Genomic DNA, 14,448 nt, shown 5'->3' with positions numbered 1-14,448 from the left:
CGGCTAACACCAAAACCCCCCGAGCACACCGAACGGTCCCCTCTCCCGCTTGCGGGAGAGGGTTAGGGAGAGGGTGCTCTGAATGCCAACATCCGCTGTCCCCGGCAACCTCGGTTCGCGAGCAAGCTCGCTCCTACGAGAAGCCGTGCCCTTTCCCTCAAGGCAACAGAATGGTCGACCCGGTGGTCCGCCGCGCCGCCAGTTCGGTCTGCGCCTTGGCCGCGTCGGCCAGGGTGTAGCGCTGGTTGATCTCCACCTTGATCTTGCCGCTGGTGAGCATGCCGAACAGGTCCTCGGCCATCGCCTGCAGGCGCTCGGGGGTGTTGGCGTAGCCGAACAGCGTCGGGCGGGTGACGAACAGCGAGCCCTTCTGCGCCAGGATGCCCAGGTTGACGCCGTCCACCGGGCCCGAGGCGTTGCCGAAGCTGACGATCAGCCCGCGCGGGGCGGCGCAGTCCAGGGAGATCGGCCAGGTGTCCTTGCCCACCGAGTCGTAGACCACCGGGCACTTCTTGCCGTCGGTGAGCTGCAGCACGCGCTCCACCACGTTTTCCTGGCTGTAGTCGATGGTCGCCCAGGCGCCGTGGGCCTTGGCCAGCTCCGCCTTGGCGGCCGAGCCGACGGTGCCGATCAGCTTCACCCCCAGGGCCTTGGCCCACTGGCAGGCGATCAGCCCCACGCCGCCGGCCGCCGCGTGCCAGAGCACGGTCTGGCCGGGCTGGGCGTTGTAGGTCTGGCGCAGCAGGTACTGCACGGTCAGGCCCTTGAGCATCACCGCGGCGGCGGTCTCGAAATCGATGGCGTCGGGCAGTTTCACCACGTTGGCCGCCGGCAGCACGTGCAACTCGCTGTAGGCGCCCAGCGGGCCGGTGGCGTAACCGACGCGGTCGCCGACCTTGACGTTGCTCACCTCGCTGCCCACCGCCTCCACCTCGCCGGCGCCCTCGGTGCCCAGCCCGGAGGGCAGCGCCGGGGCGGGATAGAGGCCGCTGCGGAAGTAGTTGTCGATGAAGTTCAGGCCGATGGCGCGGTTGCGCACGCGGACTTCCTTCGGGCCTGGTTCTGCGGGGGTGTAGTCGAGGTATTCGAGGACTTCGGGGCCGCCGGTGCGGGCGAACTGGATGCGCTTGGCCATGTCGATCTCCTGCTGCTGGCGGCGCCGGAGGGGCCGGCGCCGCGTTGGGAAAAGTCTTTCATCCAAGCCGCCTTGTTGACCGCCGTCAAGCATGGCATGGCGGCCGGGAATGCTATGCTTGCGCTCCTCTCCCGGCCTGCAGCCCAAGCGCCGCAAGGCTTTCCCGCTCCAAGGTGATCCCGTGACCGACCCTATCCAGGCCGTGAAGGCCTACCTGCTCGACCTGCAAGACCGCATCTGCTCCGCCCTCGAAGCCGAGGACGGCGGCGCCCGCTTCATCGAGGACGCCTGGGAGCGTCCGGCCGGCGGCGGTGGCCGCACCCGGGTGATCGGCGATGGCGCGCTGATCGAGAAGGGCGGGGTGAACTTCTCCCACGTGTTCGGCGCCGGCCTGCCGCCATCGGCCAGCGCGCACCGCCCGGAACTGGCCGGGCGCGGCTTCCAGGCCCTGGGCGTGTCGCTGGTGATCCACCCGCGCAACCCGCACGTGCCGACTTCCCATGCCAACGTGCGCTTCTTCATCGCCGAGAAGGAAGGCGAGGAGCCGGTGTGGTGGTTCGGCGGCGGCTTCGACCTGACGCCCTACTACGCCCACGAGGAAGACTGTGTGCACTGGCACAAGGTCGCCCGCGAGGCCTGCGCGCCTTTCGGCGAGGACGTCTACCCGCGCTACAAGGAATGGTGCGACCGCTACTTCCACCTCAAGCACCGCAACGAGCCGCGCGGCATCGGCGGCCTGTTCTTCGACGACCTGAACCAATGGGACTTCGACACCAGCTTCGCCTTCCTGCGCGCCATCGGCGACGCCTACATCGAGGCCTACCTGCCCATCGTGCGCAAGCGCAAGGCCCAGGCCTGGACCGAGCAGCAGCGCGAGTTCCAGGAGTTCCGCCGCGGCCGCTACGTGGAGTTCAACCTGGTCTACGACCGTGGCACCCTGTTCGGCCTGCAGTCCGGCGGGCGCACCGAGTCGATCCTCATGTCGCTGCCGCCGCAGGTGCGCTGGGGCTACGACTGGAAGCCCGAGCCGGGCAGCGAAGAGGCGCGGCTGACCGAGTATTTCCTCCAGGATCGCGATTGGTTGGGGTTGAAGCCGGAAGCCTGAAGCTGGAAGCCGGAAGAAAAAAGCCTCAAGCTTCCAGCTTCCAGCTTCCAGCTCAAAAAGCCTATGAATCGTTATTGCGTCTTCGGCAACCCCATCGGCCACAGCAAGTCGCCGCTGATCCATCGCCTGTTCGCCGAGCAGACCGGCCAGGCGCTCACCTACGACGCCCAGCTGGCGCCGCTGGACGACTTCGCCGGGGCCGCCCGCGCGTTCTTCGCCGAGGGCCTGGGCGCCAACGTCACCGTGCCCTTCAAGGAAGACGCCTACCGCCTGTGCGGTGAGCTCACCGAGCGCGCCCGCCGCGCCGGTGCGGTGAACACCCTGAAGAGACTCGACGACGGCCGCCTGCTGGGCGACAACACCGATGGCGCCGGCCTGACCCGCGACCTGGTGGTGAACAATGGCGTGGCGCTCAAGGGCCGCCGCGTGCTGGTGCTGGGCGCCGGCGGCGCGGTGCGCGGCATCCTCGAACCCTTCCTGGCCGAGGGCCCGGCGGCGCTGGTGGTGCTCAACCGCACCGCGGCCAAGGCCGAGCAGCTGGCCCGCGAGTTCGCCGACCTGGGCACGGTGCGCGCCGGCGGCTTCGACCTGCGCGACGAACCCTTCGACCTGATCGTCAACGGCACCTCGGCCAGCCTGGCCGGCGAGCTGCCGCCCATCGACGCGGCGCTGATCCGCCCGGGGCACACCGTCTGCTACGACATGATGTACGGCAAGGAGCCGACCGCCTTCAACCGCTGGGCCGCCGAGCATGGCGCGGCGCGCTGCATCGATGGCCTGGGCATGCTGGTGGAGCAGGCGGCGGAGGCCTTCGTGCTGTGGCGCGGGGTGCGGCCGGATTCGCGGCCGGTGCTGGACGAACTGCGGCGGCAATTGGCGGGTTGAGCGCCGGATGCCCCGTGCGCTGGGCGAATAAATCGCGGACGGAGTCCGCTCCTACGCCTCCCGGCAAACACAATGCCCCCGTAGGATGGTGTTGAGCGAAGCGATACCCATCACCGCAACCGCATGGGTTTCGCAAGCTCAACCCATCCTACGAAAAGCACCTCGCCGCTTCCCTACTCCACCTGCAAAACCGCGCCTTCACCGATCTGCTTCGCCAGCTCCTCACGCACCCTCGGCCGCGCGTGGCGCAGCACCAGATGTCGCCCTTCGCCGGCCAGCCGGCGGGCTTCCTGTTGCAACATGTGCGCCCCGGCGAAGTCGATGAAATTCACGTGCCTGGCATCCAGCACCAGGCGCCGGCCCTGGCTGGCCTGGATCAGGCGCTGCAGGTAGTCGCAGGCGCCGAAGAAGATCGAGCCTTCCACCCGCAGCACTTCCTCCTCGCTGGCCTGCCAGCGTTCCACCCGCGGCTGCGAGGTGCGCCGCAGGTAGAGCAGCAGCGAGGCCAGCACGCCCAGGTAGATGGCGTTCTGCAGCGGCAGCAGCAAAGTCGCCGCGGCGGTCAGGGCCATCACCGCGAACTCGCTGCGGCTGCCGCGCCAGAGGGCGCGCAGGGCCGGGCGGTCGACCAGGCCCCAGGCGATCAGCAGGATGCCGCCGGCCATGGCCGGCAGCGGGATGTGGGTGATCAGCCCGGCGCCGGCCACTGCCAGCACGGCGACCCAGGCGGCGGAGAAGACCCCGGCCAGCGGCGTGCGCGCGCCGGCTTCGAGGTTGAGCCCGGAGCGGGTGAAGGAGCCCGCCGAAAGGCTGCCGGAGAACCAGGGGCCGACCAGGTTGGACAGGCCCTGGGCGCGGATTTCCTGGTTGGCGTCCAGCACCTGCTGGCTGCGCGCGGCCAGGGCGCGGGCGATGGACAGGCTGGTGACCAGGCCGAGCAGGCCGCAGGCCAGTGCGCCGGGCAGTAGCGCGGCGATGCCGGCCGCGTCGACCTGCAACGGGCTGAACGGCGGCAGCGCGCTGGCGAAGGCCTGCACCCGCGCCACGCCGCCGAACCACGCGGGCAGCGCCCATACCGTCAGGCTGGCCACCAGCAGACCGAACATCAACGCCGGCCAGCGCGGCCGCAGCCAGCGGCACAGCAGGCTCGCCGCCAGGCTGAGCAGGCCGATGGCCAGGGACGCCGGCTCGCACTCGCCCAGCCGCGCCAGCAGCAGGCGCGTGCCGTCCAGGGCGCTGCCGCGGCTGTGCACTTCCACGCCGAGCAGGTACGGCAACTGGCCCAGGGCGATGACCAGCGCCGCGCCCAGGGTGAAGCCGAGCATCACCGAGTGCGAGACGAAGTTCAGCAGCACCCCGGCGCGCATCGCCCCCAGGGCCCATTGCAGGATGCCGGCGAGGAAGGTCAGCAGCAGCACGTACTGGATGAACGTCTCGCTGCCCGGCGGCGCCAGGGGCGCCACCGTGGCGTAGAGCACCACCGAGATGGCCGCGGTGGGCCCGCCGACCATGTGCCTGGATGAGCCCCACAGGCAGGCCACCACCACCGGCAGCATGGCCGCGTACAGGCCGTACTGCGGCGGCAGCCCGGCGATCAGCGCGTAGGCGATGGACTGCGGCAGGGCCAGCACCGCGCCGGCCAGGCCGACCCAGGCTTCCCGCGCCATCGCCCGCGGGCCGAGGCCCGGCAGCCAGGCGAGGAACGGCAGCAGGCGATACAGGCGCTCCATCGATGGTCAGAGCTTGGCCTGCACGGCGGCCAGGGCATCGCCGCCGTCGCGGGCCTTCACCCCGTCCAGCCACTTGCCCAGGACCTGCGGGTTGGCCTTGATCCAGGCCTTCACCGCGTCGGCGTTCTTCACGTTCTTCTCCAGCACCTCGGCCATGATGGCGTTCTCCATCTTCAGGTCGAAGCTCAGGTTGGCCAGCAGCTTCGCGCTGTTCGGGCACTGCTGGGCGTAGCCGTTGCGGGTGACGGTGTAGACGCTGCCGGTGCTGCCGAAGTACTTGTCGCCGCCGGCCAGGTACTTCATGTCGTACTTCACATTCATCGGGTGCGGCGTCCAGCCGAGGAAGACGATCCAGCGCTCGCGCTTAACCGCCCGGCCGACCTCGGCGAGCATCGCCTGTTCGCTGGACTCCACCAGCTTCCAGTCGCCCAGGCCGAACTCGTTGCCGCCGATCATCTTCTGGATCGACTGGTTGGCCGGCGCGCCCGAGCCGATGCCGTAGACCTTGTGGTTGAACTGGTCGGCGTGCTTCTGCAGGTCGGCGAAGTTCTTCACCCCGGCGTTATAGACGTAGGTCGGCACGGCGAGGGTGAATTCGGTGCCCTCCAGGTTCTTCGCCAATCGCGTGACCTGGCCGCTGGCGATGAACTGGTCGTGGAAGCCCTGCTGCGCCGGCATCCAGTTGCCGAGGAAGGCGTCCACCTGGCCGTCGCGCAGGCCGCCGTAGGTGATCGGCACCGAGAGGGTGTCGACCTTGGCCTGGTAGCCGAGGCTGTCGAGCAGGAAGCTGGCGACGCCGTTGGTCACGGCGATGTCGGTCCAGCCCGGATCGGCCAGTTTCACCGTGGCGCAGGCTTCGTCCTCGGCCTGCGCGGCCTGGCCGGCCAGCGCCATGGTGGTGGCCAGCAGCAATGCACTTAACTTGGTCATGCTTATCTCCCCTCGGCTTTTTCTGGTTGTGCTTATGGTCAGGGTCTGGGGTAACGGGCGCGGCGCTCCAGGTCGTCCAGGTCGATGTGGTTGCGCATGTACTGCTGGCTGGCATCGACGAACGGCTGGTGGTCCCAGCTGGTCAGCCTGCCGCGCTGCAAGGCGTCGGCGACGAAGCGCCGGCGGCGCTGGCTGGCCAGCACGCGGGCGGTGATCGCCGGGATGTCCCAACGCTGCCGGGCCTCGGCCAGGAAGGCGTCGAACAGCTCGCGGTGCGCCGCGGAGCCGGCCAGGTTCTCCAGCTCGCGCGGGTCGTTCTTCAGATCGTAGAGCAGGCACGGGTCCTGTTCGGAATAGACGAACTTGTAGTCGCCGCGGCGGATCATCATCAGCGGGCTGAGGGTGCCTTCGGCGGTATATTCGCCGATCACCTCGTCGTGCCCGCCCTGGCCCCGCAGGTGCGGCAGCAGCGAGCGGCCGTCCAGCTCCAGTTCCGCCGGCAGCTCGCCGCCGGCCAGTTCCACCAGGGTCGGCAGCAGGTCGAGGGTGGACACCGACTCGGCCACGTGGCGCGCGGCGAAACGGCCCGGGGCGTGGATCAGCAGGGGCACGCGGGCGGCCATCTCGAACCAGTGCATCTTGTACCAGAGGCCGCGCTCGCCAAGCATGTCGCCGTGGTCGCCGGAGAACACCACCAGGGTGTTCTCGGCCAGGTCGCATTCCTCCAGGGTCCTGAGCAGCGCGCCGATCTGCGCGTCGACGTAGCTGCAGGCGCCGAAGTAGGCGCGGCGGGCGTCGCGGATCTTCTCCGGCGGCAGCGGCTTGCCCCACAGGTCGATGACCTTGAGCAGGCGCTGGGAGTGCGGGTCCTGCTCGTGCTGCGCCAGTTCCACGCTGGGCATGGGGATGTCCTCGTCGCGGTACAGGTCCCAGTACTCGCGGGGGATGGTGTAGGGGTCGTGGGGGTGGGTCATGGAGACGGTCAGGCAGAACGGCTGCTCGGCGTGCTCGCGGACGTGGTCGTAGAGGTACTGGCGCGCCTTGAACACCACCTCGTCGTCGAAATCCAGCTGGTTGGTGCGCACGCAGGGCCCGGCCTGCAGCACCGAGGACATGTTGTGGTACCAGCTGGGGCGCACTTCCGGCTCGTCCCAGTTCACCGCCCAGCCGTAGTCGGCGGGGTAGATGTCGCTGGTCAGGCGTTCCTCGTAGCCGTGCAGCTGGTCCGGGCCGCAGAAGTGCATCTTGCCCGACAGCGCCGTGCGGTAGCCCAGGCGGCGCAGGTGGTGGGCGTAGGTGGGGACGTCGGCGGCGAAGTCGGCGGCGTTGTCCCAGGCGCCGATCTTGGTCGGCAGCTGGCCGCTGACCAGGGTGAAGCGCGAGGGCGCGCACAGCGGGCTATTGCAGTACGCCGAATCGAACACCACGGCCTGTTCGGCCAGGCGCATCAGGTTGGGCATGCGGATCGGCGAGGCGGCATCGTGCAGGGGCAGCAGCGGCGCGGCCATCTGGTCGGCCATGATGAAGAGAATGTTCGGGCGTGGCATGGCGAGGCTTATCCTATGCACGGTTGTTATGGAATAGTGCGTGGCAGCAGTGTCACGCCGCGCCGGCAGGGGGTAAACCGCATGGCCATACATGCTTCGGATAACGCCAGCTTATGGGTAGCGAACCCATGAGCCTGCCCCTGGAACTGCTCCGCGTGTTCGAGTGCGCGGCCCGCGAGCAGGGCTTCACCGCGGCCGCCGCCGAGCTGGGCAGCAGCCAGCCGGCGGTGAGCCAGCAGATCAAGCGCCTGGAGAAGCTGCTCGGCACACGTCTGTTCGACCGGGTGCACCGCGGGATCGTTCTGACGGAAAGCGGCCAGTTGCTGCTGCGCCACGTGCAGGCCGGGCTGGCGGAGCTGGAGGCCGGGGTCGAGGCGGTCAGCGCCCGGCGCACCCAGGAAGTGCTGCAGGTGGCCACCGACTTCGCCTTCGCCGCCTACTGGCTGATGCCGCGCCTGCCGCGCTTCCGCCAGCGGCACCCGGAACTGGACGTCAGCCTGCTGAGCAGCGAGCGCAGCCCCAGCAGCCTGCGCAGCGACGTGGACGTGGCCATCGCCTTCGGCGACGGGCGCTTCAAGCATGGCGAGCCGCTGCTGCTGTTCGGCGAGGAAGTCTTCCCGGTGTGCAGCCCGCGCCTGCTGGGCGAGCGCCAGGCGCCGCTGCCGCTGGAGGAGCTGCAGCGCCTGCCGCTGCTGCACCTGAAGCCCGAGGCCCACAGCCGCTGGTTTGACTGGCCGGGGCTGTTCCGCGCCCTGGAGCTGCCGCGCCCGCCGGAGGCTGCCGGGCTACGCTTCGACAACTACACGCTGCTGGTGCAGGCGGCCATCGCCGGCCAGGGCGTGGCCATCGGCTGGCGCCACCTGGTCGACGAACTGCTGGAGCAGGGGTTACTGTGCCGGCCCATCCGCGAGAGCGCCGCCTCGCGCTACGGCTATTACGCCGTGCTGCCCGAGCGCAAGCGCCGCGCCCGCCTGCTGCAGCCCTTCGTCGACTGGCTGCGCGCCGAACTGGAACAGGACCCATGAACGAGATCCACGGCTACCACGCCCACGTCTACTACGATGCCGACAGCCTGGAGCAGGCCCGCCAGCTGTGCGAGGAGGCGGTGCGCCTGTTCGGCGTGAAGATGGGCCGCATGCACCAGCGCCCGGTCGGCCCGCACCCGGACTGGAGCTGCCAGCTGGCCTTCGGCAACGACGCCTTCGCCGCCGTGGTGCCCTGGCTGGCGCTGCACCGCGATGGCCTGGTGGTGTTCATCCACCCGGACACCGGCGACGACCTGCGCGACCACCGCGACCACGCCATCTGGATGGGCGCGGTGCGGCCGCTGGACCTGTCGCTGTTCGGCTGAGTTCGATAATGATTCTCGATTCGGTGTATGCTTGCCCGCTTTACCGGCGGCCCGCCCACGGCGGGCCGGTATTCCAGGGTATCGCGGTCATCATGCGGCGTTTCGCCTCCTCCCACCTCCTGCAGAGCTTCCAGGCGCACTATGCGGACCTGCTGCGCTTCCTCGCCCGCCGCCTGGGCGACAACCAGCGCGCCGCCGACGTCGCCCAGGACACCTGGCTGCGCCTGGCCGACCAGGCCCCGGAAGCCGAAGTGCAGGACCCGCGCGCCTACCTGTTCCGCGTGGCCGGCAACCTGGCCATCGACAACCTGCGCCGCGAGGGCCGGCTGGCCGAGCTGCACGTGGAGGAGATGGCGGCCAACGAGGTCAGCGACCCCGGCGCCGGCCTGGAGCGCAACCTGCTGGCCCGCGAGGCCCTGGAACAGCTCGACGCCGCCCTCGACCAACTGCCGCCCAAGGCCCGCCAGGCGCTGCTGATGAACCGCCTGGACGGCCTGACCCACGCGCAGATCGCCCGCCGCCTCGGCGTTTCCGAAAGCATGGTGGGCAAGTACATCGTCCAGGCCATGCGCCATTGCCGCGACCACCTGCAACAGCGGGAGGCGCAGCCATGAGCCGCCGGGACCTGGAGAACCAGGCCATCGACTGGCTGGTGGAACTGCATTCCGGCCGTGTCGAGGCCGGCCGCCGCAGCGCGTTCGCCCAGTGGCGCGCGCAGAGCCCCGAGCACGAAAGCGCCGCGCGCAGCGCCGAGGCGCTGTGGGGCGCCCTGCCGGCCACCCGCACGGCGCGCCGCCACCGCCTGCTGCGCCCGCGCCGCCTCGTCGCTGTGGCAGCGGCCGCCTGTGTCGCCGCGCTGGCCGTGGCGCTGGCGCTGCCCACGCCGGTGGCGGGCCTGTACGCCGACTACGCCACCCGCACCGGCGAGCGGCGGATGATCGAGCTGGCCGACGGCAGCCGCGTCTGGCTGAACAGCGCCAGCGCGCTGTCGGTGGACTTCTCCGCCAGCCGTCGGAGCCTGCATCTGTATGGCGGCGAAGCGTTGTTCGAAGTGGCCAAGGACGCACAGCGGCCTTTCGTGGTGCACGCCGGCGACGGCGAAGTCACCGCTGTGGGCACCCGCTTCGACGTCGACAGCCGCGGCCCGGAAGTGCAGGTGGCGGTCAGCGAGGGCGTGGTGCGGGTGGAGGCCGGCGGCAAACCGGCGGTGCGCCTGGCCGCCGGCGAGCGCCTGGCCTATCGCGGGGAAGCCGCCCCCGGCCCGGTGCAGCCGCTGGACCTGGACAGCGCCAGCGCCTGGCAGCGCGGCAAGCTGATCTTCAACCAGCGTCCGCTGGGCGAGGTGCTGGCGGAACTGGAGCGCTACCTGCCGGGGCGCATCCTGCTGACCGATGCCAGCTTGCGGCGGCACAGGGTGAGCGGGGTGTTCGATCTGGATGATCCCGATGCGCTGCTGCAGACGTTGCAGCGGTTGCAGCCGGTGCGGGTGACGCGGTTGCCCTGGTTGGTGGTGGTTAGGCCGGTTTCTTCGTAGGGGCTAGATGGCGCCGGTTGGGTTCGGTGCGGGCTCTGAAGAGCGCCCTCTCCCTAACCCTCTCCCTGAAGGGAGAGGGGACTGTTCGGCAGGGCCGGGTGTTCTGGAGTTAGCCGGCAACACCGAAAGTTTCTGGCTGAAACCATTCCTCCTCTCGGCACGGACAAGCCCCCTCTCCCTTCAGGGAGAGGGCTGGGGAGAGGGAACGGCGTCAAACCAACACACCGAAGCTGCCGGCAAGCGCCGTTCGCGAGCAAGCTCGCTCCAAAATACAAAACCAGACCCCGCGCAAAAATTTTTACCTCCCCCACTGCAAGATCCCCCACCCCGTTTCGTCGTAGGCATGAACGCGAAGAATTCCCAACAAACGCGCCCTGCCCACAAGAACGGAAACCCCCGCATGCATCACCGCCCCTCCCCGCTGTACCGCACCCTGGCCCTCGCCGCCCTGCTCGGCGGCGCCAGCCCCCTGGCCCTGGCTGCCGAGGACGTCGAGCTGCACATCGCGCCGCGCAGCCTGGACAGCGCCCTGACGCAGTTCGCCGACCAGGCCGGGCTGCACCTGCTGTTCAACTCCGAGGACGTCCAGGGCCTGAAGAGCCCCGGCCTGGACGGCCGCTACAGCCGCGAGGAGGCGCTGGACAAGCTGCTTTCCGGCAGCGGCATGCGCTGGAGCTTCAGCGACGAGCGCACCGTGTTGCTGCAGCGCGAGAAGGCCGCCGGCGGCGAGCCGCTGAGCATGGCGCCGACGCAGATCAGCGTGGCCGCGCGCACGCCCACCGACATCAGCTCCATCCCCGGCACCGTCTGGGTGGTGGACCAGGCCCAGCTGCGCGAACAGCTGGACACCGGCGTCAGCCTCAAGGAAGCGGTGGGCAAGCTGGTCCCCGGCCTCGACCTGGCGCCGGAAGGCCGCACCAACTACGGCCAGAACATGCGCGGGCGCAACGTGCTGGTGATGATCGACGGCGTCAGCCAGAACAGCTCCCGCGGCCTGTCGCGGCAGTTCGACAGCATCTCGCCGTTCAACGTCGAGCGCATCGAAGTGCTCTCCGGCGCCAGCGCCATCTACGGCGGCGGCGCCACCGGCGGCATCATCAACATCATCACCAAGAAGGGCGCGCCCGGTGATGCCCGCTTCGAAAGCCAGCTGGGCGCCAGCAGCGGCTTCAACAACAGCGACGACCTCTCCACCCGCCTGGCCCAGTCGGTCAGCGGCGGCAGCGACCGCCTGAGCGGCCGCCTGGGCGTATCCGCGGAGAAGAACGAAGCCTTCTACGACGGCGCCGGCAACCAGATCTTCATCGACAACACCCAGACCGACCTGCAGTACAACCGCACCATCGACGTCATGGGCAACCTCACCGCGCAGTTCACCGACGAGCAGAGCCTGGACCTGCTGGCCCAGTACTACGACTCGGGCAACGACGGCAGCACCGGCATCTACTTTCCGCACCTGAACTACAAGGCGCCCTCGGACCTGGACGACGCGCAGATCCGCAGCGGCATGGACACCGACCTGGAGCCGCAGACGCGCCGCCTGCTGCTCAACGCCAACTACCACCACGCCAACCTGCTGGACCAGGACTTCTACCTGCAGGCCTACTACCGCAAGGAAGACGACAACTTCTACCCCTTCCCCTACTACAACGCCGGCAAGCCGGCCGGCAGCACCGGCGTGTACTTCGCCGCCTCGCAGCAGAACTTCGAGGTCAGCGGCCTCAAGGGCCTGTTCAGCAAGCAGTGGGACAAGCTGAAGTTCACCTACGGCGTGGACCTGGACCACGAGCGCTTCAACGCCGAGCAGAAGACCTTCGACCAGCTGATCTCCTCGGAAAGCGGCGGCCTCGACCTGAGCACCGCCAGCAGCGCGCCGCGCTACCCCAGCTACGTGGTCGACGGCCTGTCGTTCTACGGCCAGCTGGACTACAAGCTGACCGACGCCCTGACCCTCTCCGGCGGCGCGCGGCACCAGAAGATGGACGTCGAGGTCGACGACTTCAAGGGCGTGCCCGGCGGCAACAACGACTACCAGGTCAACCTGTTCAACCTCGGCGCCATCTACGACTTCCACAACGGCCACCAGCTGTGGGGCAACTACAGCGAGGGCTTCGACCTGCCCGACCCGGCCAAGTACTACGGCAAGCCCGGGCTCTCGGTGGACGACAACCCGCTGGCCGGCATCAAGAGCCGCCAGGTCGAGCTGGGCTGGCGCTACGCGGACATGGACTGGCAGGCGCAGACGGCGGTGTACTACATCTGGTCGGACAAGGTGATCACCACCGACCAGGCCACCCTGACCATCGACGTCAACGACCAGAAGAGCCGCGACTTCGGCTTCGAGGGCGCGCTGACGCGCTACTTCCAGAACGGCTGGCAGGGCGGCACCACCCTGCACCTGGTGCGTTCCGAGGAAGAGGACGCCGACGGCGACTGGATCAAGCGCGACGCGCGCTACGCCTCGCTGTCCAAGGCCACCGCCTTCGTCGGCTGGAACGATGAGCTGAACAGCGCGCGCCTGCAGGCCAACCACGCCATGAGCCTGAAGGACGACGCCGACCAGGAGATCGACGGCTACACCACCTTTGACCTGATGGGGGAACGCAAGACGGGCTTCGGCACCTTCAGCGCGGGCATCCAGAACCTGCTGGACCGCGAGTACAGCACCGTGTGGGGGCAGCGGGCGATGCTGTTCTACTCGCCGACCTACGGGCCGGCCTACCTGTACGACTACCAGGGCCGCGGGCGCACCTTCACCCTGGGCTGGCGCATGGAGTACTGAGGGGGCTCACGCCGCGCGGGATTCCTCGCGCGGCGTGTCCAGGTGGGTGTGCAGGCTGAGGGCGTGGTGCTGGAGGATTTCCCCCAGCAGCTGTTGCAGCGGCAGTTCCAGGTAGGCCTGCAGGCTTTGCGCATCGGCCCAGCGGCCGCGCAGGCGCCAGAAGTCGCTGCGGGTGGCCGGCAGCAGCACCTCGTAGGACTGGCAACCGGGCAACTGGTGCGCGGCGCTGATCAGGCGGTCGAGCAACTGCGCCAGCTCGGCCTCGTGGCCGGGGCGTGAGCGGATCAGCAGGTGGTGTTCGAGCGGTTGTCGAATGGCCATGAGCGATTTCCTCCTGTCCCGGGCGCTGGAATGGGGACTCGGCCCGGTTGTGCCAGAGTAGGAGACGGGCGTCTGCGGGCGGTAGACGGATGCTGTCGGCTTCTTGCCTGATCCTGCGTCATCCGCGCCGCCTTGCCCGAAGCGGCGGATTCCCTGGCCTGGCTGGCATGATGGGGGCTTCCCACGCTGGCCGGCTTGTACGATCCTGCCGATTGCTTGCCCGATCCTCCAGCGTCCGTCGCCCTGTCACACTTCCCGCGTATGCCCGGGCGTAAGCTGGACGCCGCCACTCTCGGAGGCCCCCGTATGTCGCAACCCCACGACCCCGTCGCCGCCAGCCGCCAGGAACTGGCCGACATCATCGAGCGCCACTGCAATGGCGTCTCCGGCGTCCACGACACCGCCGTCGAATCGCTGTCGCTGGCGCGCCTGGAGCAGCCCAGCGAAGGCCGCATGCCCACCCTGTACCGCCCGGCGCTGTGCGTCATCGCCCAGGGCAGCAAGGAAATCCGCGTCGGCCCGGAAATCTACCGCTACGATGAACTCAACCTGCTGGTGGTCTCGGTGACCTTGCCGGTGTGCGGCCAGGTGGTCGACGCCTCGGCGGACAAGCCCTACCTGTCGCTGCGCCTGGACATCGACCCGGGCGAACTGACGCGGCTGATCGCCGACGCCGGCCTGGCCGGCAGCACCCCGCGCCCGGCCAGCCGCGGCATCTACCTGCAGCGCCTGGACACCTCGGTGCTCGACGCCCTGCTGCGGCTGATGCGCCTGCTCGACAGCCCGCGCGACATCGCCATGCTGGCGCCGCTGTACATCCGCGAAATCCTCTACCGCCTGCTGCGCGGGCCCCAGGGCCACCTGCTGCACGACCTGGCGATGACCGACAGCCAGACGCACCGGGTGACCCGCGCCATCGAATGGCTCAACCGCAACTTCGACAAGGCCCTGCGCATCGACGACCTGGCCCGCGAGGTCAACCTCAGCCCCTCGACCCTGCACCACCGCTTCAAGGAAGTGACCGCGCTCAGCCCGCTGCAGTACCAGAAGCAGCTGCGCCTGCAGGAGGCGCGCCGGCTGATGCTCTCCGAGGGCCTGGAAGTGGCGGGGGGCGGCCCCCCCCGGGGG

The 14,448-nt window shown here is 69.3% G+C and carries 13 protein-coding genes; 8 read left to right on the top strand and 5 right to left on the bottom strand.

The genetic code is table 11. The features are described 5' to 3' along the window. Positions 1 to 157: 157 nt before the first annotated feature. A complete protein-coding gene (locus tag RN02_RS07295; protein WP_043313895.1) occupies positions 158 to 1,135 on the bottom strand; it encodes a quinone oxidoreductase family protein in 978 nt (325 codons plus the stop codon). Positions 1,136 to 1,316: 181 nt separating this feature from the next. On the opposite strand from RN02_RS07295, the gene hemF reads away from it, so the two are divergent. Together hemF and aroE are read left to right on the top strand one after the other, a co-directional pair. Then, on the top strand, positions 1,317 to 2,240 hold the full coding sequence (gene hemF, locus RN02_RS07290; protein WP_043270110.1) for an oxygen-dependent coproporphyrinogen oxidase: 924 nt from the start codon (positions 1,317 to 1,319) through the stop codon (positions 2,238 to 2,240). 63 nt (positions 2,241 to 2,303) lie between these two features. After that, the gene (aroE, locus tag RN02_RS07285; protein ID WP_043313894.1) at positions 2,304 to 3,125 is read left to right on the top strand and encodes a shikimate dehydrogenase; all 822 of its coding nucleotides are present in this window, start codon (positions 2,304 to 2,306) and stop codon (positions 3,123 to 3,125) included. Positions 3,126 to 3,298: 173 nt separating this feature from the next. On the opposite strand, the gene RN02_RS07280 is transcribed toward aroE, so the two are convergent. The 3 genes from RN02_RS07280 to betC are packed head-to-tail and all read right to left on the bottom strand — an operon-like array spanning position 3,299 to position 7,332. Continuing rightward, positions 3,299 to 4,855 (bottom strand): SulP family inorganic anion transporter, encoded by a 1,557-nt coding sequence (locus RN02_RS07280; RefSeq protein ID WP_009614494.1) that lies wholly within the window; start codon positions 4,853 to 4,855, stop codon positions 3,299 to 3,301. Between the two features lie 6 nt (positions 4,856 to 4,861). Then, entirely contained in the window at positions 4,862 to 5,785 is a 924-nt protein-coding gene (locus RN02_RS07275; RefSeq protein ID WP_043313892.1) for a choline ABC transporter substrate-binding protein, read from the bottom strand. A gap of 38 nt (positions 5,786 to 5,823) precedes the next feature. Next, a complete protein-coding gene (gene betC / locus RN02_RS07270) occupies positions 5,824 to 7,332 on the bottom strand; it encodes a choline-sulfatase (protein ID WP_043313889.1) in 1,509 nt (502 codons plus the stop codon). 128 nt (positions 7,333 to 7,460) lie between these two features. Here betC and RN02_RS07265 point away from each other — a divergent pair, with 128 nt between their 5' ends. The 5 genes from RN02_RS07265 (at position 7,461) to RN02_RS07245 (ending at position 12,999) form a co-directional block, all read left to right on the top strand. Further along, positions 7,461 to 8,357, top strand: a complete 897-nt coding sequence (locus RN02_RS07265) for a choline sulfate utilization transcriptional regulator (protein ID WP_043313887.1) — start codon at positions 7,461 to 7,463, stop codon at positions 8,355 to 8,357. Continuing rightward, positions 8,354 to 8,683 (top strand): DOPA 4,5-dioxygenase family protein, encoded by a 330-nt coding sequence (locus tag RN02_RS07260; protein ID WP_043313885.1) that lies wholly within the window; start codon positions 8,354 to 8,356, stop codon positions 8,681 to 8,683. The genes RN02_RS07265 and RN02_RS07260 overlap by 4 nt, the downstream gene beginning before the upstream one ends. A gap of 92 nt (positions 8,684 to 8,775) precedes the next feature. Beyond that, a complete protein-coding gene (locus tag RN02_RS07255) occupies positions 8,776 to 9,297 on the top strand; it encodes a sigma-70 family RNA polymerase sigma factor (RefSeq protein ID WP_043313883.1) in 522 nt (173 codons plus the stop codon). Beyond that, positions 9,294 to 10,217: a FecR family protein gene (locus tag RN02_RS07250; protein WP_043313882.1), complete on the top strand. Its 924-nt coding sequence runs from the start codon at positions 9,294 to 9,296 to the stop codon at positions 10,215 to 10,217. The genes RN02_RS07255 and RN02_RS07250 overlap by 4 nt, the downstream gene beginning before the upstream one ends. Positions 10,218 to 10,617: 400 nt before the next feature. Next, positions 10,618 to 12,999 (top strand): TonB-dependent receptor, encoded by a 2,382-nt coding sequence (locus tag RN02_RS07245; RefSeq protein ID WP_043313880.1) that lies wholly within the window; start codon positions 10,618 to 10,620, stop codon positions 12,997 to 12,999. Positions 13,000 to 13,005: 6 nt separating this feature from the next. On the opposite strand, the gene RN02_RS07240 is transcribed toward RN02_RS07245, so the two are convergent. Beyond that, the gene (locus RN02_RS07240; RefSeq protein WP_043313878.1) at positions 13,006 to 13,320 is read right to left on the bottom strand and encodes an antibiotic biosynthesis monooxygenase family protein; all 315 of its coding nucleotides are present in this window, start codon (positions 13,318 to 13,320) and stop codon (positions 13,006 to 13,008) included. 306 nt (positions 13,321 to 13,626) lie between these two features. Between RN02_RS07240 and RN02_RS07235 the strand changes: the two genes are divergently transcribed. Further along, a partial coding sequence (locus RN02_RS07235; RefSeq protein ID WP_043313876.1) for an AraC family transcriptional regulator occupies positions 13,627 to 14,448 on the top strand: 822 nt, incomplete at its 3' end.

It is taken from the genome of Pseudomonas sp. PI1, from assembly GCF_000812405.1.
GTDB classification, from domain to species: Bacteria; Pseudomonadota; Gammaproteobacteria; order Pseudomonadales; family Pseudomonadaceae; genus Pseudomonas; species Pseudomonas citronellolis.
This window is presented reverse-complemented; position numbering and strand designations above follow the sequence as displayed.